The sequence below is a fragment of the Nonomuraea monospora genome (genome assembly GCF_039531895.1).
Lineage (GTDB): Bacteria > Actinomycetota > Actinomycetes > Streptosporangiales > Streptosporangiaceae > Nonomuraea > Nonomuraea monospora.
Map to the genome: position 1 here is coordinate 142,123 of NZ_BAAAQX010000027.1, position 24,284 is coordinate 166,406.

At 72.7% G+C, this 24,284-nt stretch carries 20 protein-coding genes; 12 read left to right on the forward strand and 8 right to left on the reverse strand.

Going from position 1 to position 24,284, the window contains the following annotated elements:
* The first annotated feature begins 39 nt into the window (after positions 1–39).
* Together ABD331_RS40050 and ABD331_RS40055 are read left to right on the forward strand one after the other, a co-directional pair.
* Positions 40–936 (forward strand): TIGR03564 family F420-dependent LLM class oxidoreductase, encoded by an 897-nt coding sequence (locus ABD331_RS40050; protein ID WP_344487311.1) that lies wholly within the window; start codon positions 40–42, stop codon positions 934–936.
* A 100-nt stretch (positions 937–1,036) separates the two neighbouring features.
* Entirely contained in the window at positions 1,037–1,228 is a 192-nt protein-coding gene (locus ABD331_RS40055) for a hypothetical protein (RefSeq protein ID WP_148432307.1), read from the forward strand.
* On the opposite strand, the gene ABD331_RS40060 is transcribed toward ABD331_RS40055, so the two are convergent.
* Together ABD331_RS40060 and ABD331_RS40065 are read right to left on the reverse strand one after the other, a co-directional pair.
* A complete protein-coding gene (locus ABD331_RS40060) occupies positions 1,225–2,457 on the reverse strand; it encodes a hypothetical protein (protein WP_344487315.1) in 1,233 nt (410 codons plus the stop codon). The two genes, ABD331_RS40055 and ABD331_RS40060, sit on opposite strands and share 4 nt — an antisense overlap.
* The gene (locus ABD331_RS40065) at positions 2,454–3,554 is read right to left on the reverse strand and encodes a HesA/MoeB/ThiF family protein (RefSeq protein ID WP_344487316.1); all 1,101 of its coding nucleotides are present in this window, start codon (positions 3,552–3,554) and stop codon (positions 2,454–2,456) included. Before ABD331_RS40065 ends, ABD331_RS40060 begins: the two co-directional genes overlap by 4 nt.
* 334 nt (positions 3,555–3,888) lie before the next feature.
* Here ABD331_RS40065 and ABD331_RS40070 point away from each other — a divergent pair, with 334 nt between their 5' ends.
* Both ABD331_RS40070 and ABD331_RS40075 read left to right on the forward strand, forming a co-directional pair.
* Positions 3,889–6,717, forward strand: coding sequence for an AfsR/SARP family transcriptional regulator (locus ABD331_RS40070; protein WP_344487317.1), 2,829 nt, complete (start codon positions 3,889–3,891; stop codon positions 6,715–6,717).
* A 131-nt stretch (positions 6,718–6,848) separates the two neighbouring features.
* Entirely contained in the window at positions 6,849–8,381 is a 1,533-nt protein-coding gene (locus ABD331_RS40075; protein ID WP_344487318.1) for an FAD-dependent monooxygenase, read from the forward strand.
* Between the two features lie 96 nt (positions 8,382–8,477).
* Here ABD331_RS40075 and ABD331_RS40080 read toward each other — a convergent pair whose 3' ends face one another.
* On the reverse strand, positions 8,478–9,422 hold the full coding sequence (locus ABD331_RS40080) for a LysR family transcriptional regulator (protein ID WP_344487319.1): 945 nt from the start codon (positions 9,420–9,422) through the stop codon (positions 8,478–8,480).
* A 72-nt stretch (positions 9,423–9,494) separates the two neighbouring features.
* Here ABD331_RS40080 and ABD331_RS40085 point away from each other — a divergent pair, with 72 nt between their 5' ends.
* Positions 9,495–10,838 carry an MFS transporter gene (locus tag ABD331_RS40085; RefSeq protein WP_344487320.1) on the forward strand — a complete coding sequence of 448 codons (1,344 nt, stop codon included), beginning with the start codon at positions 9,495–9,497 and terminating at the stop codon, positions 10,836–10,838.
* Positions 10,835–13,057 (forward strand): arylsulfatase, encoded by a 2,223-nt coding sequence (locus ABD331_RS40090; protein ID WP_344487321.1) that lies wholly within the window; start codon positions 10,835–10,837, stop codon positions 13,055–13,057. Before ABD331_RS40085 ends, ABD331_RS40090 begins: the two co-directional genes overlap by 4 nt.
* 22 nt (positions 13,058–13,079) lie before the next feature.
* On the opposite strand, the gene ABD331_RS40095 is transcribed toward ABD331_RS40090, so the two are convergent.
* Positions 13,080–13,496 (reverse strand): DUF1048 domain-containing protein, encoded by a 417-nt coding sequence (locus ABD331_RS40095; RefSeq protein WP_344487323.1) that lies wholly within the window; start codon positions 13,494–13,496, stop codon positions 13,080–13,082.
* Positions 13,497–13,645: 149 nt separating this feature from the next.
* On the opposite strand from ABD331_RS40095, the gene ABD331_RS40100 reads away from it, so the two are divergent.
* The 3 genes from ABD331_RS40100 to ABD331_RS40110 all read left to right on the forward strand — a co-directional run bounded on the left by ABD331_RS40100 (position 13,646) and on the right by ABD331_RS40110 (position 16,583).
* Positions 13,646–15,073: a serine hydrolase domain-containing protein gene (locus ABD331_RS40100; RefSeq protein WP_344487325.1), complete on the forward strand. Its 1,428-nt coding sequence runs from the start codon at positions 13,646–13,648 to the stop codon at positions 15,071–15,073.
* A 25-nt stretch (positions 15,074–15,098) separates the two neighbouring features.
* Positions 15,099–15,839: a MerR family transcriptional regulator gene (locus ABD331_RS40105; protein WP_344487328.1), complete on the forward strand. Its 741-nt coding sequence runs from the start codon at positions 15,099–15,101 to the stop codon at positions 15,837–15,839.
* Between the two features lie 93 nt (positions 15,840–15,932).
* Positions 15,933–16,583, forward strand: a complete 651-nt coding sequence (locus ABD331_RS40110; protein WP_344487330.1) for a class I SAM-dependent methyltransferase — start codon at positions 15,933–15,935, stop codon at positions 16,581–16,583.
* Positions 16,584–16,592: 9 nt separating this feature from the next.
* Here the strand turns inward: ABD331_RS40110 and ABD331_RS40115 are convergent, their stop codons facing one another.
* The gene (locus ABD331_RS40115) at positions 16,593–17,741 is read right to left on the reverse strand and encodes a serine hydrolase domain-containing protein (protein ID WP_344487332.1); all 1,149 of its coding nucleotides are present in this window, start codon (positions 17,739–17,741) and stop codon (positions 16,593–16,595) included.
* Positions 17,742–17,910: 169 nt separating this feature from the next.
* Between ABD331_RS40115 and ABD331_RS40120 the strand changes: the two genes are divergently transcribed.
* Entirely contained in the window at positions 17,911–18,303 is a 393-nt protein-coding gene (locus tag ABD331_RS40120) for an Imm7 family immunity protein (protein ID WP_344487334.1), read from the forward strand.
* A 6-nt stretch (positions 18,304–18,309) separates the two neighbouring features.
* Here ABD331_RS40120 and ABD331_RS40125 read toward each other — a convergent pair whose 3' ends face one another.
* From ABD331_RS40125 to ABD331_RS40135, 3 genes are all read right to left on the reverse strand, one after another.
* Positions 18,310–20,259: a glycoside hydrolase family 71 protein gene (locus ABD331_RS40125; protein ID WP_344487336.1), complete on the reverse strand. Its 1,950-nt coding sequence runs from the start codon at positions 20,257–20,259 to the stop codon at positions 18,310–18,312.
* 123 nt (positions 20,260–20,382) lie between these two features.
* On the reverse strand, positions 20,383–20,805 hold the full coding sequence (locus tag ABD331_RS40130) for a tautomerase family protein (RefSeq protein ID WP_344487338.1): 423 nt from the start codon (positions 20,803–20,805) through the stop codon (positions 20,383–20,385).
* An 11-nt stretch (positions 20,806–20,816) separates the two neighbouring features.
* Positions 20,817–21,512 (reverse strand): SDR family oxidoreductase, encoded by a 696-nt coding sequence (locus tag ABD331_RS40135; RefSeq protein WP_344487340.1) that lies wholly within the window; start codon positions 21,510–21,512, stop codon positions 20,817–20,819.
* A 66-nt stretch (positions 21,513–21,578) separates the two neighbouring features.
* On the opposite strand from ABD331_RS40135, the gene ABD331_RS40140 reads away from it, so the two are divergent.
* Both ABD331_RS40140 and ABD331_RS40145 read left to right on the forward strand, forming a co-directional pair.
* Positions 21,579–22,163 (forward strand): TetR/AcrR family transcriptional regulator, encoded by a 585-nt coding sequence (locus ABD331_RS40140; RefSeq protein ID WP_344487342.1) that lies wholly within the window; start codon positions 21,579–21,581, stop codon positions 22,161–22,163.
* Between the two features lie 71 nt (positions 22,164–22,234).
* Positions 22,235–24,274 (forward strand): SpoIIE family protein phosphatase, encoded by a 2,040-nt coding sequence (locus ABD331_RS40145; RefSeq protein ID WP_344487344.1) that lies wholly within the window; start codon positions 22,235–22,237, stop codon positions 24,272–24,274.
* Positions 24,275–24,284 lie beyond the last annotated feature (10 nt).

Here is a 24,284-nt window from a genome sequence, read left to right on the forward strand (position 1 = left end):
CAGGAAGCGGAATTTCCGCTTCACCTTAAGGAGGCCCCCATGCGCGTCGGCGTCTACCTCAACACCGCAGGAACCGACCTGGACACCCTGCTGGGCGACGTGGCAGCCGCCGCCGCGAGCGGGCTCACCAGCGCCTTCCTCAGCCAGCTCACCTCCCTGGACGCGATCACCGTCGCCGGGCTCGCCGCCCGCCTGACGCCCGGGATCGAGGTGGGCACCGCCGTCGTCCCGACCTATCCGCGCCACCCGCTCGCACTCGCCGTGCAGGCGCTCACCGCGCAGGCAGCCGGCGGCAACCGCTTCACGCTCGGCGTGGGCCCCAGCCACCGGCAGATCATCGAAGGCTCCTACGGCCTGTCCTACGACCGGCCCGCCCGGCACACGCGCGAGTACCTGAACGCGCTGCTGCCCCTGCTGCGCGGCGAGGCCGTCGAGTACCGGGGCGAGACGCTGTCGGCCGCCGGCCAGGTCGAGGTGCCCGGCGCCACCCCGCCGCCCGTCCTGCTGGCCGCGCTCGGCCCCGCCATGCTGCGCATCGCCGGCGAGCTGACCGACGGCACCGTCACGACCTGGACCGGGGCAGCCGCCCTCGCCGACCACATCGTGCCGCGCATCACCGAGGCCGCGCGGGCGGCGGGCCGCCCCGCCCCGCGCGTCGTCGCCGCGGCCCTGGTGGCCGTGTCGTCCGACCCCGACGGCGTGCGCCGCCAGGTCGCCGACCGGCTCGGCTTCGCGGCGGGCTTCGCCAGCTACCGGTCCCTGCTGGAGCTGCAAGGGCTGTCCGGCCTGCACGAGACCGTCATCGCGGGGGACGAGGACACGGTCGCCAAGGAGCTGGCCCGCTTCGCCGAGGCGGGCGTCACCGATCTGCTCGTCAGCGCCCTGGGCGACGAGTCCGTCCGGCGGCGGACGCTCGACCTCGTCCGGCAGCTCTAGCCAAGCGCCGGCATCCCTGTAGGACCATCTGCGGGCCATGAATCCGGCAAGACCCGTTGTCGCCCCAGAAGTCCGGGACATGCTGATCTATGCTGCCCGCATGGCTTTTCTCATCCCGGAGATCAAGGTCGGCCTGGCCGAGCTCGGCGGCGGGCCGTCCGCCTTCTGCGCCAAGTGCGGCAAGCGGGCGACCCTGTACTACGTCGAGCCGGCGACAGGGAGCTGCACGTACGTCTGCACCGCCGACGCGGGCACCGAGGTGGAGGCGATGCTGCTGAGGTCCGCCGACTAGCTCGCGCGCGCCGCGCGCCGGGCCGTGAGGCGGCCCGCGTACTCCTTGACGGTCAGGACCAGCGCCAGGGTCTCGGGCCCCAGGAGCAGGGTGACGCAGAGCAGGCGGTACCAGAACGCGGCCGTCAGCGGCCCCTCGGCGAGCCCCTCGGCGGCCCAGCTCAGCGTCTCGGCGAAGACCGGCAGCAGCAGGACGCAGAACCAGACGATCACACCGGCGAAGCCCGCCAGCCACACCCACCGGAACCAGCGGCCCACCCGCAGGTCGGTGTCGGTCGCGTCCGCCAGCTCCGCCGCCTCCTCGGCCGTCAGCCCGGACAGGGCCCGCTTGAGCATCAGCGTCTTCACCCGCCACAGGTTGCGGCAGCCCAGGGCGTTGACGAGCACCGCGTACAGGTCGGTGCGCAGGAAGACCAGGCTCTGCCAGAGCATCTGCATGACCTTGATGAACACCCACGCGGCCAGCAGCCTCCCTGCCAGCTCCGGCGCGTGCCACACCCCGGTGTCGATCAGCAGCCGCCCGGTGAGCAGCGCGGCCAGCAGGACGCAGTCCACGGCCAGGCCCGCCAGCAGGGGGCCGTACCGCTGACGGCGGGGGAGCGTCCAGAGCTGGGTCAGGTCCGTCTCGAAGACCAGCATCCACAGGCGGCGGTCGACGCCGAAGCGCGTCTGGATGCCGAGGGCCCGCGCGCCCAGCCAGTGGCCGCACTCGTGGCTGGCCGCCGCGAACCAGACGAACGGCAGCCAGGCCAGCGCGCTCAGGCCGACGTCCTCGAACGGGAACGCGTCCACCGCGGGGTCGGGCAGCAGGCCGGGCCGCAGCGCGAAGACGGCCAGCGCGTACAGCAGGCAGGCGGCGTAGCAGGCCCAGGCCACCCGGCCGAAGAACGGGCGGACCAGCTCGGGGCGGACGCTGGTCATCCAGCGGCGGGCCTGGATGGGCGCGGTGCGGACGGGCTCCGCGGCGTCCCCGTTCTCCCCGGGAGCCAGGAACCCCAGCTCACCGAGCGTCTCCACGAAGGACGGGACGTTGACCGGCTCCCCGGCGAACGCCTCGGCCTCGGCCGCCGCCTCCTCGACGCTCGCGCCGCGCTGGAGAGCGGCGATCACCACCCCGCCCACCGCCGGGATCGTCACGAACGTGCCACTGGCGGGGTCGCCCACCAGGACCTCGTCGTCGCCCTCCGGCACGACGCTGAGCGGCTTCAGCCTGACCGGGGCGGTGCTCATCGGCGCCCGCTCTCGCGCGCCGGGGCCAGGGCGCAGACCTGGCAGCCGGGGTTCCTGGGCAGCGGCTGCCACTCGGGCACCAGTCCGGTGCGCAGGTCCAGGGTGACGCGGTGGCCGGCCGCGCGCGGCGGTTCGTACCCGGTGAGGTAGCGCTGCGCCTCCAGCGCGAGCAGCGAGCCGACCTGCATCGCCATCGGCCCGGTGAGCGGGTTGCTCAGCTTCATGTTCTCCACGATCCGGTACGCGGCCGCGTCCGGCCCGTCACCGACAGGCCGGTCGGCGTAGTCGCAGGCCAGGCAGGCCGTGCGGCCGGGGTCCACGGACAGGTACATGAGCTGGCTGCGGTTGGCCCCGCCCAGCACGTACGGGACGCCGTTGCGCACCGCGGCCTCGTTCGCCCAGAGGTTGGCGTGCGGATGGCCGTCGAGCCCGCCCGCGACGAGGTCCACGCCCTGGATCAGGTCCTCCAGATCCTCCGGCGCGGACACCCAGCGATCGGCGGCGCGCACCTTGATGCGCGGGTCGTAGTCGCGCACCCACGCGGCGGCCCGCTCGGCCTTCGACAGCCCGATGTCGGCGTGGTGGTAGAGGAACTGCCGGGCGAAGTTACGGGACTCGACGCGGTCCTGGTCGACCAGCGTCAGCTCGCCGACACCCAGCCCGGCCAGGCACTGGACGAGGGACGAACCGCCGCCGCCGACCCCGAGCACCAGCACGTGGGCCTCGCTCAGCGGCCGGTGGAACCCGGCCCGCCGCCGCTCCAGACCGGAGTAGGTGCCGTAGAAGCTGAGGTTGGAGAAGTGCCGCTCGTCCTCGTCGAGGTCGCCGAGCGTACGGCCGTCGGCGTCCTCCACCAGGCCCAGCGAGTCGAGGCCGGTCAGGCCGCCGCCGACGTCCTCCTCCGAGAGCGGGATGCCGCGCCGCTGGAGCGAGACGCTCAGCTCGGCCGCGGTCTGCGGGGCCCGGCGCAGCTCGGCCAGGAGCGCGGCCACGTGCCCTTCCGGATCGTCCAGGGTGATCGCCTCGCGAGCGTCGAAGACCACCAGGAGATCCGCGCCGATCGTCTCCCACTCGCATTCCTTCAACGCCACACGCATCGTGCCTCCCGCGGCCAGCCAAGTACACATGCCAGGGCCCGCGGGGAGGAGCGTGGCGCCCCTCCCCGCGGGGAAAATCGTCAGGCGGTGTCAGCGCCTCACGTGGCGGGGTTCTGAGTAGCCTTGACGGACTCGACCTTCTTGACCTTGATCTCCATGATGTGCCTCCTCATGGCTCATGTGGCGCTGGATGCCAACTGTGACCAGAGTGCGATGAGGTACTGAAATAGCGCTGATTTTCTGCTGAACGCGCAGTTAGGCTGCCCTCGGTGATCAATGACGGCGATCGCCGGGGAAGCGGCTGGAGGCTTGGGACGACGTGACCGTCGAGGGCGTGGAGTTCCGTCTGCTGGGGCCGGTGGGAGCGTGGCACGCCGGGCGGCGCCTGGGCCCGGCCACGCCGCAGCACCGGACCGTTCTGGCGATGTTGCTGCTCGAACCGGGACGTCCGGTGCCCGTGGCCCGGCTGCAGACCGCGCTGTGGGGGAGCGAGCCGCCCGAGTCGTCCCGCAACGCCGTCCAGGGGCACATCTCCCGGCTGCGCCGCCTGCTCGCCCCGTTCCCCGAGGCGGCGCTGACCACCTCGGCGCGCGGCTACTGCCTCACCGCCGGCCGCGACCGCGTCGACCTGCACCGCTTCCGCGACCTGGTGCGCGACGCCGGCGGCGAGCCGGACCCCGCACGCGCCGCCGACCTGCTGCGCGCCGCCCTGACGCTCTGGCAGGGGCCGCCCCTGGCGGACGTGGCGGGGCGCTGGCTGCCCGACGTCGTGCTGCCCGGCCTGGAGGAGGAGCGGCTGGCGGCCCTTGAACGGCGGGTCGCGCTCGACCTGCGGCAGGGGCGGCACCAGGAGGTGGCCGCCGAGCTGACGCCGCTGGTGGGGGAGAACCCGCTGCGGGAGCGGCTGGTGTCCTTGCTGATGACGGCGTTGCTGCGGGGTGATCATCGGACGGAGGCGCTGGCGGTCTTCCGCGGGGTCAGGCGGCGGTTCGCCGAGGAGCTCGGGATCGAGCCGGGGGAGGAGCTGCAACGCCTGCACCAGGCGATCCTGGCGGGCCGCGAAGAAGCCTCGGCACGCGGCGCGGCTTCTGCGGTGAAGGGCCCGATTTCGCCCTCGACGCCGCAGCCCGCCGTCCCCCGCCACCTCCCCCCGGACACCGAGCCGTTCACCGCCCGCCAGGACGAACTGGCCGCCCTGGACCGGCTGACCGCCCCAGGACCGGACCAGGCCCCGGCCCCGTGCGTCGTCGTCACCGGCACCGGCGGCGTCGGCAAGACCACCCTGGCCGTGCACTGGGCGCACCGCGCCCGCGACCGCTTCCCCGACGGCCAGCTCTACGTCAACCTCCAGGGCTACGGCCCCACGCACGCCGCCCGTTCCCCCGCCGAGGCGGTGCGCCTGTTCCTGGACGCCCTGCAAGTGCCGCCCGAGCTGATCCCCGCCACCCTGGACGCGCAGGCGGGGCTCTACCGCAGCCTGCTGGCCGGCCGCCGGATGCTCATCCTGCTCGACAACGCCCTCGACGCCGACCAGGTCCGCCCGCTGCTGCCCAGCGCGCCGGGCTGCCTGGCGCTGATCACCAGCCGGGCCGAGCTGACCGGCCTGGTCGCGGCGGAGGGCGCCCGAACGCTGTCGCTGCGGCTGTTCTCGCCCGCCGAGTCCCGCGAGCTGCTGGCGCGCCGGCTCGGCAAGGACAAGGTGGGCGCCGAGCCGCAGGCGGTGGACGACATCGTCTCCCGGTGCGCCGGGCTGCCGCTGGCCCTGTCCATCGTGGCGGCCCGCGCCCACACCCGCCCGGCGTTCCCGCTCCGCGCCCTGATCACAGGCCTGGAAGAAGCGGACGGCCCGGAGGCAGGGGACGAACCAGGCAACCTCGACGTCTTCGACGGCGGCGACACCGGGACGAACCTCCGCACCGTCTTCTCCTGGTCCTACCGCGCCCTCACCCCGGACGCCGCCCGCCTGTTCCGCCTGAAGGGCCTGTTACCGGCGCCGGAGATCTCCACGTCGGCCGCCGCCAGCCTGGCCGGGGTCACCGTCCGGGAGGCCCGCCGCCTGCTGACCGAGCTGACCCGCGCCAACCTGGCCGCCGAACCCTCACCCGGCCGCTACGGCTGGCACGACCTGCTCCGCGCGTACGCCGAGGAGCTGACGCTCCTGCACGACTCGGACGGCGAGCGCCGCGAGGCCCTGCACCGGCTGCTCGACCACTACCTGCACAGCGCCCACCTCGGCGACGGGCTGCTGGAGATGCTGCACCGGGTGCCCCTGACCCTGCCGGGGCCGAGGCCGGGCGTGGTCGTGGCCCGCATCACCGACCGCGCGCAGAGCCTGGCCTGGTTCGGCCGCGAGCACCGCACGCTGCTGGCGGCCATCCGGCATGCCGCGCGCGCCGGTTTCGACGCGCACGCCTGGCAGCTCGCCTGCGCCTGCTGGGGCTTCCTGTCGCAGGAGGGCCGCTCGGACGACCAGGTGGCGATGTACCGGACAGCGCTGGAGGCCGCCCTGCGGCTGGCGGACCCGGCCGCGCAGGCGCACGTCCGCGTCGGGCTCGCCCAGGCGCTCATCCGCCTCGGCCAGGACGGGACGAGCGGAGCCCACCTGAGCCAGGCCCTCGCCCTGTTCCGCACGCTGGACGACCCGGTCGGGCAGGGCGTCTGCCTCACCTACCTGAGCGTGCTGGAGGACCGCCAGGGCCGCTACGCGGAGGGCCTGGCCCTGTGCGAGGAGGCGCTGCGGCTGCACCGGTCGGCGGGCGACCGCGCGGGCGAGGGGCGGGTGCTCAACAACGTCGGCTGGTTCCACGCCCGGCTCGGCGCGTACGGGGAGGCGCTGCGCCGCTGCGAGGAGGCCCTGCTGATCCACCGCGAGCTGGACGACGAGCCGGGCGAGTCGGCCACCCTCGACAGCATGGGCTACATCCACCACCTGCTCGGCCAGTACGAGGAGGCCATCGCCTACTACCTGCGGTCACTGTCGTGGCGGGGCGGCAACCGCGCGCTGGGCGCCAGAACGTTGCAGCGGCTGGGGGAGGCGCAGGTGGCGGCGGGCCGGGTGGCGGAGGGGCGGCGGACCCTGGGGCGCGCCCTCGACCTCGTCGCCGAGCTGGCCCCGGGCGACGCCGGCGCCCTGCGCGCCCGGATCGACGGGCTCGGCGGATAAGTCCGGTTAGGCCCGTGCCGCGTCCTCTGCACTACTATGCGACCCCGAGATGGGATCGCCCCTGAGGTGACCGAACGCGCCAGTCGTAGCCAGACCCGCGCCGCCCAGCCGAACGTGAAGGAAACACCTGAATGACTGACGTGATCATTGTGGGCGCAGGCCCGACCGGCCTGATGCTGGCCGCAGAACTGCGCCTGGCCGGCGTGCACCCGCTGGTCCTGGAGCGCAAACCGCAACGCCGCGACACGCCGAAGGCGGGCGGCCTCGGCGGGCAGATCCTGGAACTGCTGCGCTACCGCGGCCTGCTGGACCGGTTCCAGGCGGCCTGCACCGACCCCGTCCCGCCGCCCGTCTTCCCCTACGGCGGCGTGCACGTGGACCTCACCAAGCTGCCGGAAACCCCGATGCACGCCCTGCCGCTCCCGCAGCAGTCGCTGGAACGCGTCCTCGACGACTACGCCGCCGAACTCGGCCTCGACGTCCGGCGCGGCCACGAGGTGACCGCGGTCAGCCAGGACGACAGCGCGGTGACCGTGGACGTGCGCGGCCCCGACGGCGCCTACCAGCTCACCGCCCGCTACCTGGTCGGCTGCGACGGCGCCCGCAGCCGGGTGCGCGACTGGGCGGGCATCGGCTTCCCCGGCGTCACCTACCCGGAGGTCAACAGGCTCGCCCAGGTCACCCTGCCCGACACGGTCACCGTGCTCGGCAACGGCGACCTCGACGTCCCCGGCTCCGGCACCGTCAGCGCCGGCTTCACCCGGACGGACGGCGGCCTGTTCGGGCTGGGCTCCTCGCCGGACTCCCGCCGTGTCTCCCTCTACACGATCGAGGACGAGACCGCCGAGTACGACGACGACGTCCCGATGACCGTCGAAGAGCTGCAGGACAGCCTGCACCGCGTGCTCGGCGTGCGGCTGCCGGTGGGCGAGGCGCACCGGCTGTCGCGCTTCACCTTCAAGGCCCGCCAGGCCGAACGCTACCGGCAGGGGCGCGTCCTGGTGGCCGGCGACGCGGCGCACCTGTTCCCGGCGACCGGCGTGGCGATCAACGCCGGCATGCTGGACGCCGTCAACCTGGCCTGGAAGCTGGCCGCCGACCTGAACGGCCGGGCCCCGGCCGGCCTGCTCGACACCTACCACGACGAACGCCACCTCGCCGGCGCCCGCACCATGCTGCACACCCGCGCCCAGGTGGCGCTGCGGCGCGGGCACGACCCGGCCGCCGAGGCGCTGCGGGCCGTCTTCCAGGAACTGCTGTCCGACGAGCAGCCGCTGCGCCGCATGGGCGCGCTCATCGCCGGGGCCGACATCCGCTACCCGATGCCGGGCGCCGACCCCCACCCCCTCGCCGGCGCCTTCGCCCCTGACCTGGCCCTGCACACCGACCAGGGCGCCACCAGCGTCGCCGAGCTCATGCGCGCCGCACGGCCCGTCCTGCTCGACCTCGCCGGACGTCCTGAGCTGCGCCAGGTCGCCCAGGAGTGGGACGGGCGCGTCGACGTCCACACCGCCAAGACCGACGAGCGGCCCGCCGACGCCCTGCTGATCCGCCCGGACGCCCACATCGCCTGGGCCGCCCCCCTCGACGCGCCCGCCGAAACCGCCGCGCAGGCGCTGCGGGAAGCGCTCACCGGCTGGTTCGGGCAGCCCTCGAAGGGCTAGGACGGCGGCCGTCCGCCCGGCAAGGGGCCTGTCGAGCGGACGGCACCGGCACGGGGTCACTTCTGCGGCCGGCCACCCGGCCGTGCGGCGATGAGGTCAGCCGCGCGGCCAGACGGCCGTGCGGGAGGTCAGGCCCGGCGCCTCCTGACGAAGCAGCTCGACGAAGGCATCGACGGCGGGCGCGGACACCCGCCCCGCCCGCCGGTACATCCGGATCTCCCGCCGCCACAACGGCCCCGGCAGCTCCCGGGTCACCACCCCGTCCCCCAGCGCCGCCACCTGCGCCGCGAACGCCCCCAGCAGCGCCACCCCCAGCCCCGCCGCCACCATCGCCACGATCGTGGTGGCCTGCGCGATCACCATCACCTCGGCCGGATCGACCCCGGCCCGATCGAGCCGGTCACGATAGTCGGCCCACCCGGCATACGGATCGCCGGTGACGATGACGGTGCCGCCGGACAGCGACGCCAGCTCCACCGGCGACCCGGCGCCCAGCGCATGCCCCTTGGGCGCCACCAGCACGATCTTCTCGTGGAACAGCTGCGACGACCGCAGGTCGTGGTGCACCTGCGGCACGTCCGACGTGCGCAGCGCGATGTCCACCTCCCCGTGCGCCAGCCCCTCCTCCAGCTGCATCGGGTCACCCTCGCGCAGCACCACGGAGACGCCCGGATGCAGCCGCCTGAACTGCTGCATCAGCGGCGCCAGCAGCACCGCGCTGAGCCCCGGGTACCCGCCCACGGTGACGCGCCCCTTGAGCTTGGCGCGCAGCGTGCGGACCTCCTCCACCCCCGCCTGCAGCTCCGCCAGCGCCGCACGCGCCTTCGGCAGGAACCTGGCCCCCGCCACGGTGAGCGTGACCTCCTTGCTCGTACGGATGAGCAGCGTGTCGCCGACGGCCCGCTCCAGCGCGGCGACGTGCGCGCTGACCCGGGGCTGCGACCGGCCGAGCGCCCGCCCGGCCGCGGTGAAACCGCCGTGGTCCACGACCGCGACGAAGGTCGTCAGCCAGGCGAGCTGCAGGTCCATACGTTCGATCATCCGAAAAACGTATGGTCATGAGTCGCACCATGGCAATAGACGAATGGTTACGGCGCGCATAGATTCGCCCGCATGACGAGCGAGACTGTCGAATTCGACGCGGGAGGCCTGACCCGCGGGCAGCGCCGCATCGCGCTCACCGCCATCGGCGGCTACTACGTGGACGGCTACGACCTGCTGGTCCTGTCCGGCGCACTGCTCGGCGTGGTGCCCGAGCTGTCGCCGGACCCCGGCATCCTCGGCCTGGTGGGCGCGTCGGCGTTCATCGGCATGGCACTCGGCTCCCTGCTCACCGGACCGCTGACCGACCGGCTCGGCCGCCGCCCGGTCTTCTTCGCCTCGATGGCGGTGTTCGTCCTGGCCTCGCTCGGGTTCCTGCTCGTCGGCGACGTGTGGCAGCTCATCGCGCTGCGCTTCTTCGTCGGCTTCGCCATCGGCGCCGACATGCCGGCCTCGGCCGCGCTGATCGCCGAGTTCATCCCGTCCAGGCGGCGCGGCACGTTCACCGGGCTGGGCGGGGTGGCGTGGATGCTCGGCGCGCTGACCGCCATCGCCGTCACGCTGCTGATCTTCACGGCGGCGGGGGTGGAGCACTGGCGATGGGTGATGGCCACGGGCGCGCTGGCGGCGGTGCTGCTGCTGTTCCTGCGCCGCCGTACGCCCGAGTCGCCGTACTGGCTGCGCGCGCACGGCCGGCACGAGGAGGCACTGGCCGCCTGGCGCTACGCCACCTCCGGCGAGAACACCGGCCCGGACCCCGCCCCGGCCACCCACACCGGCAGGCAGGCCGCCTCCATCCGCATCCTGTTCCGCAAACCCCTCCTGACCAGCCTCGTCATGCTCTGCGTGTACTGGGGCTTCAACAACCTGTACGGCTCGGCCATCCTGCTCTACCAGCCCACCCTGATCAACCGGATCGTCACGCCCAGCACGTTCACCTCACTGCTCTTCACCGCCTCCACGACCGCCCTGGCCGTCGTGCTCGGCCTGGTCGTCTGCCTGTGGGTGATCGAGTCGATCGGCCGCCGCTTCATCGCGATCACCGGCACGGCGGTCGCGGCGGCGTGCACGTTCCTCATCTGGGCCGCGTTCGGCACCTCGTGGATCGTGCTGGTGGCCTTCGCCGTGACGATTGCGGTCATCAACGGCGGCACCTCGCTGGCGTTCTACTCGTGGGCGCCCGAGCTGTTCCCCGCCTCCGTGCGGGGCCGCGCGGTCGGTGTCGTGAACATGGTCGGCAAGAGCGGCAGCGTGGTCGGCACGCTGGCGCTGCCCAGCATGTTCGACGCGCTCGGCGGCGCGTCGTTCCTGGTGATCGCCGCCCTCGCCCTGGTCAACGTGGTGGTCACCGCCTGGCTCGCCCCCGAGACGCGCGGCCTGACCCTGCGCCAGCTCGAAGAGAGGATCTACGCATGACGCCCGGACACGTGGGCCGCACCTACCGGGACTCCACGCCGTGGTGGCCGCAGCCGCCCACGCCGCGCGAGGGCGCGCCGGACGTGATCGTCATCGTCCTCGACGACGTCGGCTTCGGCAGCCTCGGCTGCTACGGCTCCGAGATCGCCACCCCGACGATGGACGCGCTGGCCGCCTCCGGCGTCCGCTACACCAACTTCCACGTCACGCCCCTGTGCTCGCCCACCCGCGCCTCGCTGCTCACCGGCCGCAACCACCACGCCGTCGGCATGTCGCTGCTGTCGAACGCCGACAGCGGCTTCCCCGGCAAGCGCGGCACCGTGACGCACCGCGCCGCCACGCTCGCCGAGGTGCTGCGCGACACCGGCTACAACACCTACGCGTTCGGCAAGTGGCACCTGGCGCCGATGGACCAGACCAGCGCGATCGGCCCCTACGACCAGTGGCCCCTCGGCAGGGGCTTCGACCGCTACTACGGCTTCCTGGAGGGGATCAGCGACCAGTACCATCCCGAGCTCGTCCAGGACAACCACCGGGTGGAGCCGCCGCGCACCCCGGAGGAGGGCTACCACCTGACCGAGGACCTCGTGGACCGGGCCATCGCCTGCGTCTCCGACCACAAGTCGGTCGGCCCGGACAAGCCGTACCTGCTCTACCTGGCGATGGGCGCGGGCCACGCGCCCCACCAGGCGCCCGAGGAGTACCTGCGCCGCTACCGGGGCCGCTACGACGAGGGCTGGGACGTCATCAGGCAGCGCCGGCACGCCCGCCAGATCGAGCTCGGCGTCATCCCGCCCGGCACCGCGCTCGCCCCGCGCAACGACGGCGTCCGCCCCTGGGACGAGCTGCCCGGGGACGAGCGCCGCGTCGCCGCCCGCCTGCAGGAGGCGTTCGCCGCGATGATGGAGCACACCGACGCCCACCTCGCCCGGCTCCTGGCCCACCTCGACAGGCTCGGCACCCGCGAGAACACCCTCGTCGTCCTCCTGTCCGACAACGGCGCCAGCCAGGAGGGCGGGCCGCTCGGCAACACCAACTCCATCGCCTACGAGAACGGCGCCGAGGTGCCGCACGCCGACAACCTCGCCCGCCTCGACGAGATCGGCGGGCCCCGCTGCCACGGCAACTACCCGTGGGGCTGGGCGCAGGCCGGCAACACCCCGCTCAAGCGCTACAAGCAGAACACGCACGCCGGCGGCGTCCGCGCGCCGCTCATCGTCTCCTGGCCAGGCCACACCCCGCCCGGCGGCGTGCGCGGCCAGTTCCACCACGTCATCGACGTCACCCCCACCATCCTGGACGCCGTCGGCGCCGAGATGCCCGCCACCCGCCAGGGCCTCGCCCAGCTCCCCGTGCACGGCGTCTCCATGCGCTACACCTTCGACGCGCCCGCCGCGCCGACCCGCCGCACCACCCAGTACTTCGAGATGTACGGGCACCGCGCCATCTGGCACGAAGGCTGGAAGGCCGTGGCCTACCACGAGCGCGGCACCTCCTACGACGACGACCGGTGGGAGCTGTACCACCTGGACGACGACTTCTCCGAATGCCACGACCTGGCCGCCGAACGCCCGGACGTGCTGCACGAGCTGATCGGCCGCTGGTGGTCGGAGGCCGACCGGTACGACGTCTTCCCGCTGGACGACCGCAACTTCGCCGAACGCGCCGCCAGGTACCACAGCGCCGCCTCACCCAGGCGGCGGCGTAGCTTCGTCCTCTACCCCGAGCTGAGCCGCATCCCCGGCGGCGTCACCCCGCTCATCTACGACCGCTCCTACCGCATCGACGCCGAGGTGCGGCTGCGCGCCGGCGACGAGGGCGTGCTGCTGTCGCAGGGCGACGTCAACGGCGGCCACGTCCTCTACCTCGCCGGAGGCCGCCTGCACTACGAGTACCACCACCACGGCACCCGCTACCGCGTGCACGGCGACCGTGACGTCCCGCCCGGCGAGCACACCCTGTCGGTCGTCCTCACCCGTACCGGCCCCTGCCAGGGCGTCGCCAGCCTCGCCGTGGACGGCCGCCCGGCCTCCGCCAAGGAGCCGCTCACCACCGCCCGGTACCTGATCGGGTGGCAGGGGCTGGTGCTGGGGCGGGACGCGTTGTCGCCGGTGAGCTGGGACTATCCGCGCGGGTTCGCGTTCACCGGCGTCATCGACCGGGTCCGGATCGAGCTGGACGACGACGGTCCCGAGACGGTGCACGAGACCTTCGACTGACGGGCGGTGCGCGGCGCGGTCATCAGAGGTCGTCGCTGCGGGAGGAGGCGGGCTCCTCGCCGGCGGCGCGGGCGATGGCGTCGGTGAAGCGGCGGCGTTCCCGCCTGCGGTACTGGCCGAGCGGGTAGTTGGCCATGAACGCCTCGACGAACTCCACCGGGTCCTGGCCGAACACGTCCCGGATCGGCGTGCCGTCCGCGGCGCTGCGTTCGAGCAGCTCGGCGAGGTCCTCGTACATCTGCATGGCGCCGCTGCCGTCGGCGGGCCCGAAGTGCATGAGGTAGCGCTCCAGCGCCTCGGCGGCGATGCGGTAGTGGCCGGGCAGCCGCTTGACGCGCGCCTTGTACTGCCGGAAGCGCTTCTTGTCCTCCAGCGGCCCGGTGACGGCCTCCAGGTAGTGCAGGTAGCGGCTCTTCGGCTCGGTCGGCTCCGCGGCCATGTCCAGGTCCCCCCGTACGCGCTCAGCTAATCGGTGTCGCTGACTACCGGTAGAAAGTAGCACTCACTACCGGTACTTAGCAACGCCGGATAGCGCCCGGAGATTCTTGCTTGACCTTGCCCCAGGGGCAAGGTTGGACGATCTGACGCATGGAGAACAACGCACTCGAAACCGCCGTCGAAGCCCAGATCCGCCACCAGATCACGGACTACTGCGAGACCGCCCAAGTCCCCGGGTTCGTCGCCGGCGTCCACCACGCGGGCGAGCAGGTCATCGTCGCCCACGGCACCGCGAACCTCGCCACCGGCGCGCCGATGCTCGCCGACACCGGCTTCCTGTTCGGCTCCGTCACCAAGGTCCTGACCACCACGCTGGTCCTGCAGCAGGCCGAGCGGGGCCGGCTGGACCTCGACGCGCCCGTCGTCGCGTACCTGCCCGAGTTCGCCCTGGCCGTGCCGGGCGCGGCGGACAAGATCCTGGTCCGGCACCTGATCTCGCACACCAACGGCATCGACGCCGACCTGTTCTTCCCCGACGCCAAGGGCCGGGACGCGCTGAAGACGTACGTCGCCGGGCTGGCGAGCGGCTGCGGCACCCTGTTCGAGCCGGGCGAGCAGCTCAGCTACTCCAACGGCGGCATGATCGTCGCCGGCCGGCTGCTGGAAGTGGTCACCGGCACGCCGTTCCCCGAGCTGCTCGAACGGGAGGTCTACGCGCCCGCCGGGATGAAGGACTCCAGCACCTCGGCCGAGCAGGCCATCCTGCGCGGCACGGCGGTCGGCCACTTCCCGGACCCCGAGACCATGGAGGCCAAGGTCACGGGCATGTTCACGCTGCCCGACACCTGGGGCCCGGCCGGCGGCACCCCGATCGGCACCGTCGCCGACCTGCTCGCCTTCGGGCGCACCCACCTCGCGGGCGGGGTGTCCCCCACCGGCGAGCGGGTCCTGTCCGCCGAGTCGGTCGCGCTCATGCAGCGGGTCTCGTACGACATGGAAGCGCCCAACACCCCGCCGATGGGCCTGGGCTGGGTGCTGTACCCGTTCGGCGGCACGACCGTGCTGGCCATGTCGGGCGCCTCGCCCGGCGGCGTGTCGATCCTGTGCGTCGTGCCCGAGTACGACCTGGTCTTCACCGCGTTCGGCAACACCCCGGGCGCGCTCATGCTGCAGGACCAGCTCCTGCAGTGGCTGCTGCGCGACCATCTCGGCGTCCCGATCCCTTCGCTGATCACCGAGGTGGGGCAGGACGTCGACCTCACCCCGTACGTGGGCACGTACCGCTCGAACCAGCTCCGCATCGACGTCACCATCGTGGACGGCGAGCTGGAGGAGCGGACCACCTACGAGCCGGCGGACGCCTCGCAGGAGCGGATCTTCACGGAGTTCGCCGGCGGCACCACCTCCGCCCCGCCGCAGCGGTACGTGGCGATCAGGCCCGGCCTGTTCGCGCCCGCCGGGTACCCGCTGGAGACGTTCGACGGATACCTGCGGCTGCTGCTCGTCTCCTACCACGACGTCCGCGACGGCCGGGCGCGCTTCCGCAACGGGGGCGGCCGCCTGACCAGACGCGCCTGACGGCGGGGGTGGAAGGATGTCCGGCATGCTCACGATCGGCCAGCTCGCGGACTACGCCGCGGTGACCACCAAGGCCATCCGCCACTACCACGAGCGCGGCCTGCTCGCCGAACCAGGCCGCGACTCCTCCGGCTACCGCCGCTACACCGCCGAGCACGCCGTCCTGCTCGTCAAGATCAGGACGCTGGCGCAGGCGGGCGTGCCGCTGGCCCGCATCAAGGACCTGCTCGACGCCGACCAGGAGACGCTCACGGCGGCCATCACCGAGATCGACCAGGGCCTCGAGGAACGCATCGAGCAGTTGCGGCGGACCCGCGAGCAACTCGCCCAGCTCCACGGCGGCGACCGGCTGTTCGTCTCCCCGCAGGTCGCCGACTACCTCGACGACCTGCGACGGCTCGGCGTCAGCGAGCGGCAGAGGCGGCTGGAACGCGACGGCTGGATCCTCATGCAGACGGCCTCACCCGAGGACGCCTCCATCTGGATCGCCGAGAAGGCCGAGCTGCTGGCCGACCCCGAGTTCCGCGACCTGTACCTGGAGCACGACGCCGCCTACGACTGGCCGCCGGACGACGACCGCCTGCCCGGCCTGGCCGAGCGCACCCGCGACTGGTTCGGCCGCCACCACAGCCGATCCGAGGGGCGGCCGGTCACCAACCCGGCCATCGCCAGGCTGGCCGCCCAGTCGCAGGCCGGCGCCTCGTCCCCGGCCTGGGACCGCCTCGCCCGGCTCATGAACGACCGGCCTGACCTCAAGGACGCGTAGGAATCCCGGCCGAACCCGTCAGGATTACGTAGCGACCCCGCCCCTCCTGAGCCTCCCGGCCCGATAGTGGAAATGCGGATCCCAGGAGGAGACATGACCGTGCACACGGGCGGCCGGGCGGCCCCGCCCTTCTTGAGGCAGAGCCTCGCCGAGGGCATGGAACAGTTCCATCACCCGCGCGGGGTGCGGAACGGCGTCACGCCGACCCCGCAGCGCGGGCGTCTCCTCGCGGGGCTGCGCGGGCGCGTCCTGGAGCTGGGGGCGGGCGACGGGGTGAAGCTGAGCTGCTACCCGGCGGACGTGACGGAGATCGTCCTGGTGGAGCCCGACCCGTTCCTCCGGGCGGCGGCCAGGGGCGTCGCCGACCGGCTGGCGACGCCGGTGCGGATCCTGGACGGGAGCCTGCTGGCCCTGCCCGTCGCCGACGGCTCCTGCGACGCCGTGGTCTGCTCGCTGGTGCTGTGCTGCTCAGCCCGGGTGCGGGAGACGCTGGCCGAGGTGCGGAGGGTGCTGGCGCCCCGGGGTGAGCTGCGCTTCTACGAGCATCAGCGCTCCGGCAACCCGCTGGTGACGCTGGCGGAGCGGCTGGTGACGCCCTTCTGGGCGCTGGCCGCAGGAGGCTGCCACCCCGCGCGTGACACCCTGGCCGCCATCCGGCGGGCTGGGTTCACCGTCGAGAGCGCGGAACGGTTCGCCTTCCGGCACTTCGAGCATGTCATCGGTGTCGCCAGACCGACCGGCTGAACGGCCGGGTCAAGAGGCTGAGTCGCCGAACACCTCGCCGAACACCTCGTCGAGCAGCCGGTGCTGGGCGGAGGCGAAGGCCGCCGCGACGGTCAGGTCGGCGTCGTCCACGCAGTTGATCGCAGCCGTCAGGGTCCGGCCGCCGCCGGGCGTGCCGTACATCAGCGCGGCATGACCGACGCTCGCGCCGTTGTGCGAGACGACGGTGCCGCCACCGGCCGTGGTCAGCACGAACACGCCCAGCCCGTAGTCCATGTCCGGGATGCCCGTCGGGTACGGCGTGCACATCTCGGCCAGCAACTCGGCGGGCAGCAACCGGCCGCCCAGCAGCGCGGAGATGAAGGTCTGCAGGTCCCGGGTGGTGGAGATCAGGTCGCCGCCGCTGGATACCCAGGAGGGGTTCTGCCGGGTGACGTCCACCGTCCGGGCCCGGCCGTCCTCCTCGTAGCGGTAGTAGGCGTGGGCGTGCGGCGCGGGGATCTCCGGCGAGTCGTCCGGCACGAGGGTGCCGGTCAGCCCGAGCGGCCCGAGGATCAGCCGCCGCATCTCCTCGGCGACCGGACGGCCGGTGACCTTCTCGATCAGCAGCCTGGCCAGCACGTAGTTGGTGTTGGAGTAGCTCCAGCCGGCGCCCGGCTCGAACCGCGGCGGCTTCGACAGCGCCAGCTCCACCAGCTCCTGCGGCCGGTAGGTCCTGAACCGGTCGTTCACCCACTCCTTGCCCGTGGCGCCGTAGGGGATGGGGATGCCATGCACGATCGTGCCGTCCTCGTACACCTCGCCGCTGAAGTTGAACAGGCCGCTGTTCTGCTGCAGCAACATCCGCACCGTGATCCGCCCGTCCAGCGCGAACCCGGGCAGGTGCCGCGTGACCGGATCGTCGAGCCCGACCCTGCCCTCGGCCACCAACTGCAGCACCAGGGTCGCGATGAACGGCTTGACGTTGCTGCCGGCCCGGACGTGCCCGTCGATCGGCGGCGGGGTGGTGCCGCCCAGCTCGGCCAGCCCGGCGCTGCCGGCCCACTCGCCGCGCTCGTCGCGCACGCGCAGCGACATCCCGAGGAAGCCGGAGCCGACGAGCTCCTCCATCGTCTCGCGCAGCTCGGGGCGGTCGGGCCCGGCGGCGTCGGTGCTCTGGTCCTGGCTGGTGAGTGTCATGGCGGGTTCCGTTCCTTTGGAGGATCCGGCCCGCTGCCGGGCCGGTGCGCCGAGCTTCCACCCTGACCCAAGGTCAACCTCAACCGTGATCCAGCTCACAGCCCGGGCCTCATGGCGTCGATCGCCGCCCTGCTGCTGATGTCGTAGGGGAGATCGGTAGCGTGGCCGGGTGTTCGAGTATCACGGCTGGCTGACCATCCGCGAGAGCGCGGGCCCGGACGACGATCCGGCGCTGCTGCGCCGGCAGGTCGGGGAGATCCGGGAGCGCCTGGCCGCGCTCGGCGACTACGGGCTGATCGACCTGCGGTGGATGAACGGCGTGCCGTTCGTCCACCTGGCCGGCAACCCCAACCGCGGCGGCGCGTGGGGTGCGGCGGTCATCGGCCTGTTCGCAGACGTCGGCAGGATCGCTCCCGGCTCCTACGGTCTCCTGTACGTGTGGGACGCCGAGGGCGGCCCGCACGCGAACGAGTTCCGCGTCTTCCGGCTGGTCAGGGGCGAGGTGACCGAGCACGCGGACGGGCTGCTGTCCCCGGCGGTCCCGGCCCTGGAAGATCCGTGACCGCCGTCAGCGCTCACTGGAGGCCGCCCGGTAGTGCAGATCCTGCACGTACGGCGTCGCCGTGACCGGGTACGGCGACGTCACCTTCGCCACGGTGGCGGAGCTCCTGGTCACGACGGCCGAGGCGGTGCCCGTCCTGAGCGGGAAGGTCTTGGCGGACACCCCGGCGGGCGCGTCATAGGTCTGCGTGGTGCCGCCGACCGTGACCGAAACCTTGCCGGCGGCGGTGAGCATGCTGAGCACCTCCACGGTGTCGCGGGCGGCGGTGCTGCCCGCTCGCAGCTTCATCAGCTTGGTCTGCGCGTACGACGGCGTGGCCGCGACCGGCTGCACCCGGTGGGTGAGGTAGGCGACGTCGTTGGTGATCTTCGGGCAGCCCAGCTTGTAGCAGGTCAGGTAGTAGGCGTTGATGTCCAGGTAGGTCCATCCGGCGTTCCTCGACGGGGCGAACTGGGTGTTCTCCGAGTAGTCGTTCCAGGTGGTGAGCTGCACCCAGTCGGCCTTGCCGTCGATGGCGCCCTTCCAGGAGGCGCGCAGGTTCTCGGTGTTGCCGGCCTCGTCGAAGACGCCCTGGTTGGGGCGCTCGTCCTGGACCGACACCGGCTGCATCCAGATCTTGCCCAGGTTGTGCGCGGTGGTGATGTTGGTGCTGAGGCCGGCGTTGCCGGCGGGGCTGCGGCTGCCCCAGTTGGAGAAGCCGTAGCTGATGGAGGCGAAGGCGTCGCGGTTCTTGCCGAAGTCGACGAAGCAGGGCACCAGGGCGACCTTGATGCCGTACGTCGTCTCCATGGTCTTCATCCAGTCGGCCCACCAGGCGGCGGTCCTGCCCTCCGCCTTGAACGGGGCGACGACCAGCCGGTCGTCGGCGAGCCGGTAGACCGAGTCGGACGCGGCGAGCCCGGCGACGGCCTTGGCCAGGGTGGCGCTGTCCACGGAGGCCAGCCCGTTGGTGTCGGGCATGAGCACGATCTTGAAGCCGGGATCGACGGCCTCGGCGGCCTTGACCAGGTTCTGCACCCGCGTCCAGTTCGCGCTGGTCACCGAGAGTATGTCCACGGTGAAGCCGTCGAGGCCGGCGGCGATGGCCTGCTTGACCTCGGTCTTCAGGTCGGCGAGCGCGTAGTCGCCGGTGATGGGGGAGCGGCCGGTCGGGCGGTCGCGCAGCAGCCCGCCGTAGGCGGCGTGCTTGCCGCTCTCCCCTTCCGGCTTGAGGTAGTTGCGGGCGTAGTAATCGTTTTCCGCAGCGGCGTTGTCAAGGGAGATCGGGTAGGGCGGGAAGTAGTGCGCGAACACCTTCTTGCCCGCGGCCCGCAGCGCAGAGGTGCTCGCCAGGGTGAACGGCAGCGGCCCGTCGGTCTGCTCCTCGCCCGTCCCCGGCGTGTAGGTGACGGTGAGCTTCGGCCCGCGCTCGCCGGTCTCGCGCGACGACATCAGGACGGTCGTGGTGTCGGACGTCCCGGTGAGGGCGAAGGCGTAGGTGCCGTCACCGTCGATCGCGGAGGAGACGTCCAGCTTGGCGGTCGCGCCGGTGGTGAACCCGGTGTGCGTGGCGACGGCGCTCCCGCTGACGGCCGGGCGGGTGTTCCAGGTGGTGGCGGCCTCGGTCCAGGAGCCCGTCACGGGTAAGGCGGAGACGGTGGTGGCGGTCGTCCTGGCCGAGACGACGTCCAGGGTGACCTTGACGTCCTCGGCGTCGTCCGGGATGCCGGTGACCTTGAAGCGGGTCAGTGCCAGGCGCTGCCCGGCGGCGGTCCCGCCGCAGCCGGAGCCGCAGACGCTGAGCCACGTCGCGGTGGCGAAGCTCTTGGCGGGCTCCGCCTGGCTGACGAACACGTCCTCCGCGGCGGCGAACGACACGCTGACCGGGGCCGCCGCGGACGCCTGGGCGGGGGCGACGGCTCCCAGGGCGGCCAGGGCCGTCGCCACCGTCAGCAGCGCCCCATATCGGTTGAGCATGAAACTCCCATCGATGATCGGCACGGGCTCCGGAAGAGGGGGAGCCCGCTCTGCGGACCAAGGATGGGGCAAAGATCATTGCGTTGTTCGTACTTCGCCATAAATGCTGATTTTGGAACGTCATCAATACGGGACAGGCCGGTTCTCACGTGCCCAGAGCCGCTCCGCCTCGCTGCCCGTGGGCGGCGGCGCCAGCCCGTCGATCATCCACAGGTCCCGCGGCGTCTCGTCCACGTGGAACTCGCAGTGCAGCCCCCGCTCCTGCGTGTGCCTGGCCAGCAGGCGCCCCAGCGCCCCTGCCATGCGCTCGCGCAGCCCGGGGTCGTCGGCGTGGCGGGCGATGTGCTCGATCACGACCCGCACGGTGTCGCCTGACGGCACGCCGCCGACCAGGAACGACTCCGGCGGGACCGGATGGAAGAGCGTCACGACGTAGAACCCGGGCAGCCCGAACCGGGTGTAGAAGCCGGTGGCCTCCTCGGCGAACTCGCGTTTCTGCTGCTCGGAGAAGGCATCGGCGGGATGGTAGACCTGCCACAGCGGCATGTTCGCTCCAATCAGATGGACACGGTGAGACCTTCGACGGGGCCGGCCAGCGCCGCCTTCATCCGCCTGGTGTAGTCGTCGACCAGGACCTCGCTGTCCCCGTTCTCCAGGCCGTCCAGCACCGCCGCGGCGACCTCGGCGGGGGAGACCTTGGGGGCCGTGATGGCCGCCACCATGTCGGTGTCGGCGAAGCCCAGGTGCACGCCGACGACCTGCGTGCCCTGCGGCGCGAGCTCGATGCGCAGGGAGTTCGTGATCGACCAGAGGGCGGCCTTCGAGGCGCCGTAGGCGGCGGCGCCGGCGCCCCAGGACAACACGGAGTGCAGGTCGGCCAGGGCTCCGCCGCCGTTGGCGGCCAGGATCGGGGCGAAGGCGCGCGCCACGCGCAGGGCGCCGAACACGTTGGTGTCGAACGTCGCGAGCACGTCCGCCATGTCGGCCTTCAGCAGCGGGGCGGGGAGCAGGACGCCCGCGTTGTTGACCACGACGTTCACGTCGCGGGCCTGCCCGGCCAGGGCCGAGACGGCGTCCTGGTCGGTGACGTCGAGGGGCACGGGGTGGACGCGCGGGTCGGCGTCGGGGGCGGGCTTGCGGGCGGTCACGTAGACCTTGGCCGCCCCGCGCTCCAGGAGCGCTTCGGCGATCGCCTTGCCCAGACCTCGCTGACCGCCGGTCACCAGCGCCACCGCGTTCTTGATCGCGACCATGGGGGGCCTCCTTCCGATAGAATAGATTATGAGCATCATCTATATCACGAGGGAAGTGCGGACGACATGCCCAGAGCATCCAGGGCCGACGCGGAGCGGCACCGCGAGCAGGTGATCGAGGCCGCGGCGAAGCTGGTGCGCGCGTACGGCGCGGGAAACGTGAGCGTCCCGCAGGCGATGGCGGCGGCGGGGCTCACCCACGGCGGCTTCTACCGCCACTTCGCCTCCAAGGACGACCTGATCGCACGGGCCTGCTCGGCCGCCTTCGCCGAACGGGTCAAGGCCCTGGACGACCTGACCGAGGGCGGCGACCCCGAGACCCCCGCCAGGGCCGCCTTCCTCGACGGCTACCTGTCCGTGCTGCACCGCGACAACGCCGCGCTCGGCTGCCCCGGCGCGGCCCTGGCGGTGGACGCGGGCCGCGCGGAGCCCGGCGACCCGCTCAGGCAGGCCTTCACCGACGGCCTGCGCGACCTGGTCGAGGCGATGCGGCAGCTCGACGGGGCCGACGAGGAGACGGTGCTCGCCGAGCTGTCCGCGATGGTCGGGGCGCTGATGCTGGCGCGGGCCTGCGCCGGCGACGCCCTGTCGGAGCGGATCCTCGACGCCGTGCGCGGCCGTCTGCTGGACGGCGGCGATCGTACGGGCTGAGCAAAAAAGCGTTCTCACCTGCCCATGACCGGGTAGAGCCGTGGTGTTCGTGGCCCTCGGGGGAGGTCACCATGGGTGCTGTTGGCGACGACGGGCACACCGGCCTGGCGTTCGAGACGCTGGACCTCGCGCCGGTGGGGATCGCGGTGACACGCGGCCCCGAACACCGGCTGGTCTACACCAACGCCCTGTACCGGTCACAGTTCAGCGACCCGCGCGGCGAAGTGCCGCTCGACGAGGCGTTCGCCGGCTTCGTACGGCGCCACCACCGCCGCCAGTTCGACCGCGTCCACAGCACCGGCGAGCCGTTCGTCACCACTTCGGAGGCCGAGCCGGGGCAGCCGGGTGCGAGGGAGCGGTTCTACACCCGCAGCCTGTCACGCGTCGTGTTCGGCCCGGGCGACTACGGCGTGCTCGCCGTGATGATGGAGGTGACCGAGCAGACCACGGCCGCCCGCCAGGTCACGGACCTGGCCGAGCAGCGCCGCCGCATCCTGCGCCGCTACGAGAGCCTGATGCGGGTCAGCGCGGACATCTTCTGGGTGACCAGCAGGGACGGGTACGTGTCCGAGCCCAGCCCGAGCTGGGAGCGGGTGACTGGGCAGCGATGGGAGGACTACCGCGGCCAGCGCTGGCTGCGCACCGTGCACCCCGACGACCGCCCCGCCACCGTGGAGTCCTGGCTGCGGGCCGTCGGCCGGTCCACCGAGCTGTGGGAGCACGTCTACCGGCTGCGCACCGTCGCGGGCGGCTACCGGCACTTCCAGCTCCGCGCGGTGCCGATCTGCGAGGACGGGCAGATCGTGGAGTGGGTGGGCTCGTCCATCGACGTCGAGCAGCAGTGGCAGGAGCAGCGGCGCCAGCGCCTGCTGGACCGCGCGGCCATCGCCACGGCGCAACTGCGGAGCCTGCAGGAGATGCTCGGCGCGCTGGCCGACGTGATCGTGCCCGAGCTGGCCGACGGCTGCGGCGTCTACCTCGTCACCGACCTCATCGGCCAGCGGGACGACGCCGACCCGTTCGTCGTCGAGCGGCTGGCGACCGCGGCGCGTCCAGGGCTGGTGCGGCTGCCGCCGTACAGCGAGGAGCGCCTGCCGGCGAGCAACACCTTCGCCCAGGTCGTCCGGCAGCGGCGGCCCGTGCTCAAGACCTTCCCCGCCGGTTCGCCGCCGCCCGGCCTGGTGCCCCGGGGCACCAGGCCGTGGCTGGAGGCGAACGACGCCAACGGCGTGCTGGTGCTCCCGGTCATCGTCGACGGGGCGGTGTCGGCGCTGGTCTGCGTGGTGACGTGCGGGAACCGCCCGGCGATCAGGCGGGCCGACATCTCCCTGCTGAACCGCATGTTCGTCAACGCCCACGACGCGCTGAGCAGGGCCATCCGCTTCCAGCGCGCCCAGCAGATCGCGCTGGCCCTGCAGTACAGCCTGCTCGCCGAGCCGCCCCGGGTGCCCGGCATGCGGATCGTCGCCCGCTATCGCGCCAGCCCGGCCGCGGCGGAGGTGGGCGGCGACTGGTACGACTCGTTCGTGCTGCCCGACGGCGTGCCCGCGCTGGTGATCGGCGACGTGGCCGGACACGACCTGGGCGCCGCCGTGGCGATGAGCCAGTTGCGCAACATGCTGCGCGCGCTGGCCATGGACCGCCGCGAGCCGCCGGGGGAGATCCTCACCCGGCTCAACATCGCGATGGAGTCGCTGTCCGGCGACATCACCGCCACCTGCGTGTACGCCAGGGTGGAGGAGTGCGAGGACGGCCACCGGCTGCGGTACGCCACGGCCGGCCATCCGCCGCCGCTGCTGATCACCCAGGAGGGCCGGGGCCGCTACCTGGACGACGCCGTCAGCCCGCTGCTCGGCCTGCCCTCCCGCGAGGGCCGCGTCTCGCGGACCGCGCCGCTGCCGCCGGGCAGCACCCTCCTGCTCTACACCGACGGTCTCGTCGAGCATCCCGGCGAGCATCTCGACCGGGGGCTGGACCGGCTGCGGCGGATGGCGGAGCCGCTCGCGGGCCAGCCCGTGGACAAGTTCTGCGACCAGTTGCTCAGCGGGCTGCCCACCACCGGCCTGGACGACATCGCCGTCATCGCGCTGCGCCTGCCGGCCCAGGGCTGAGCCCGCGCCC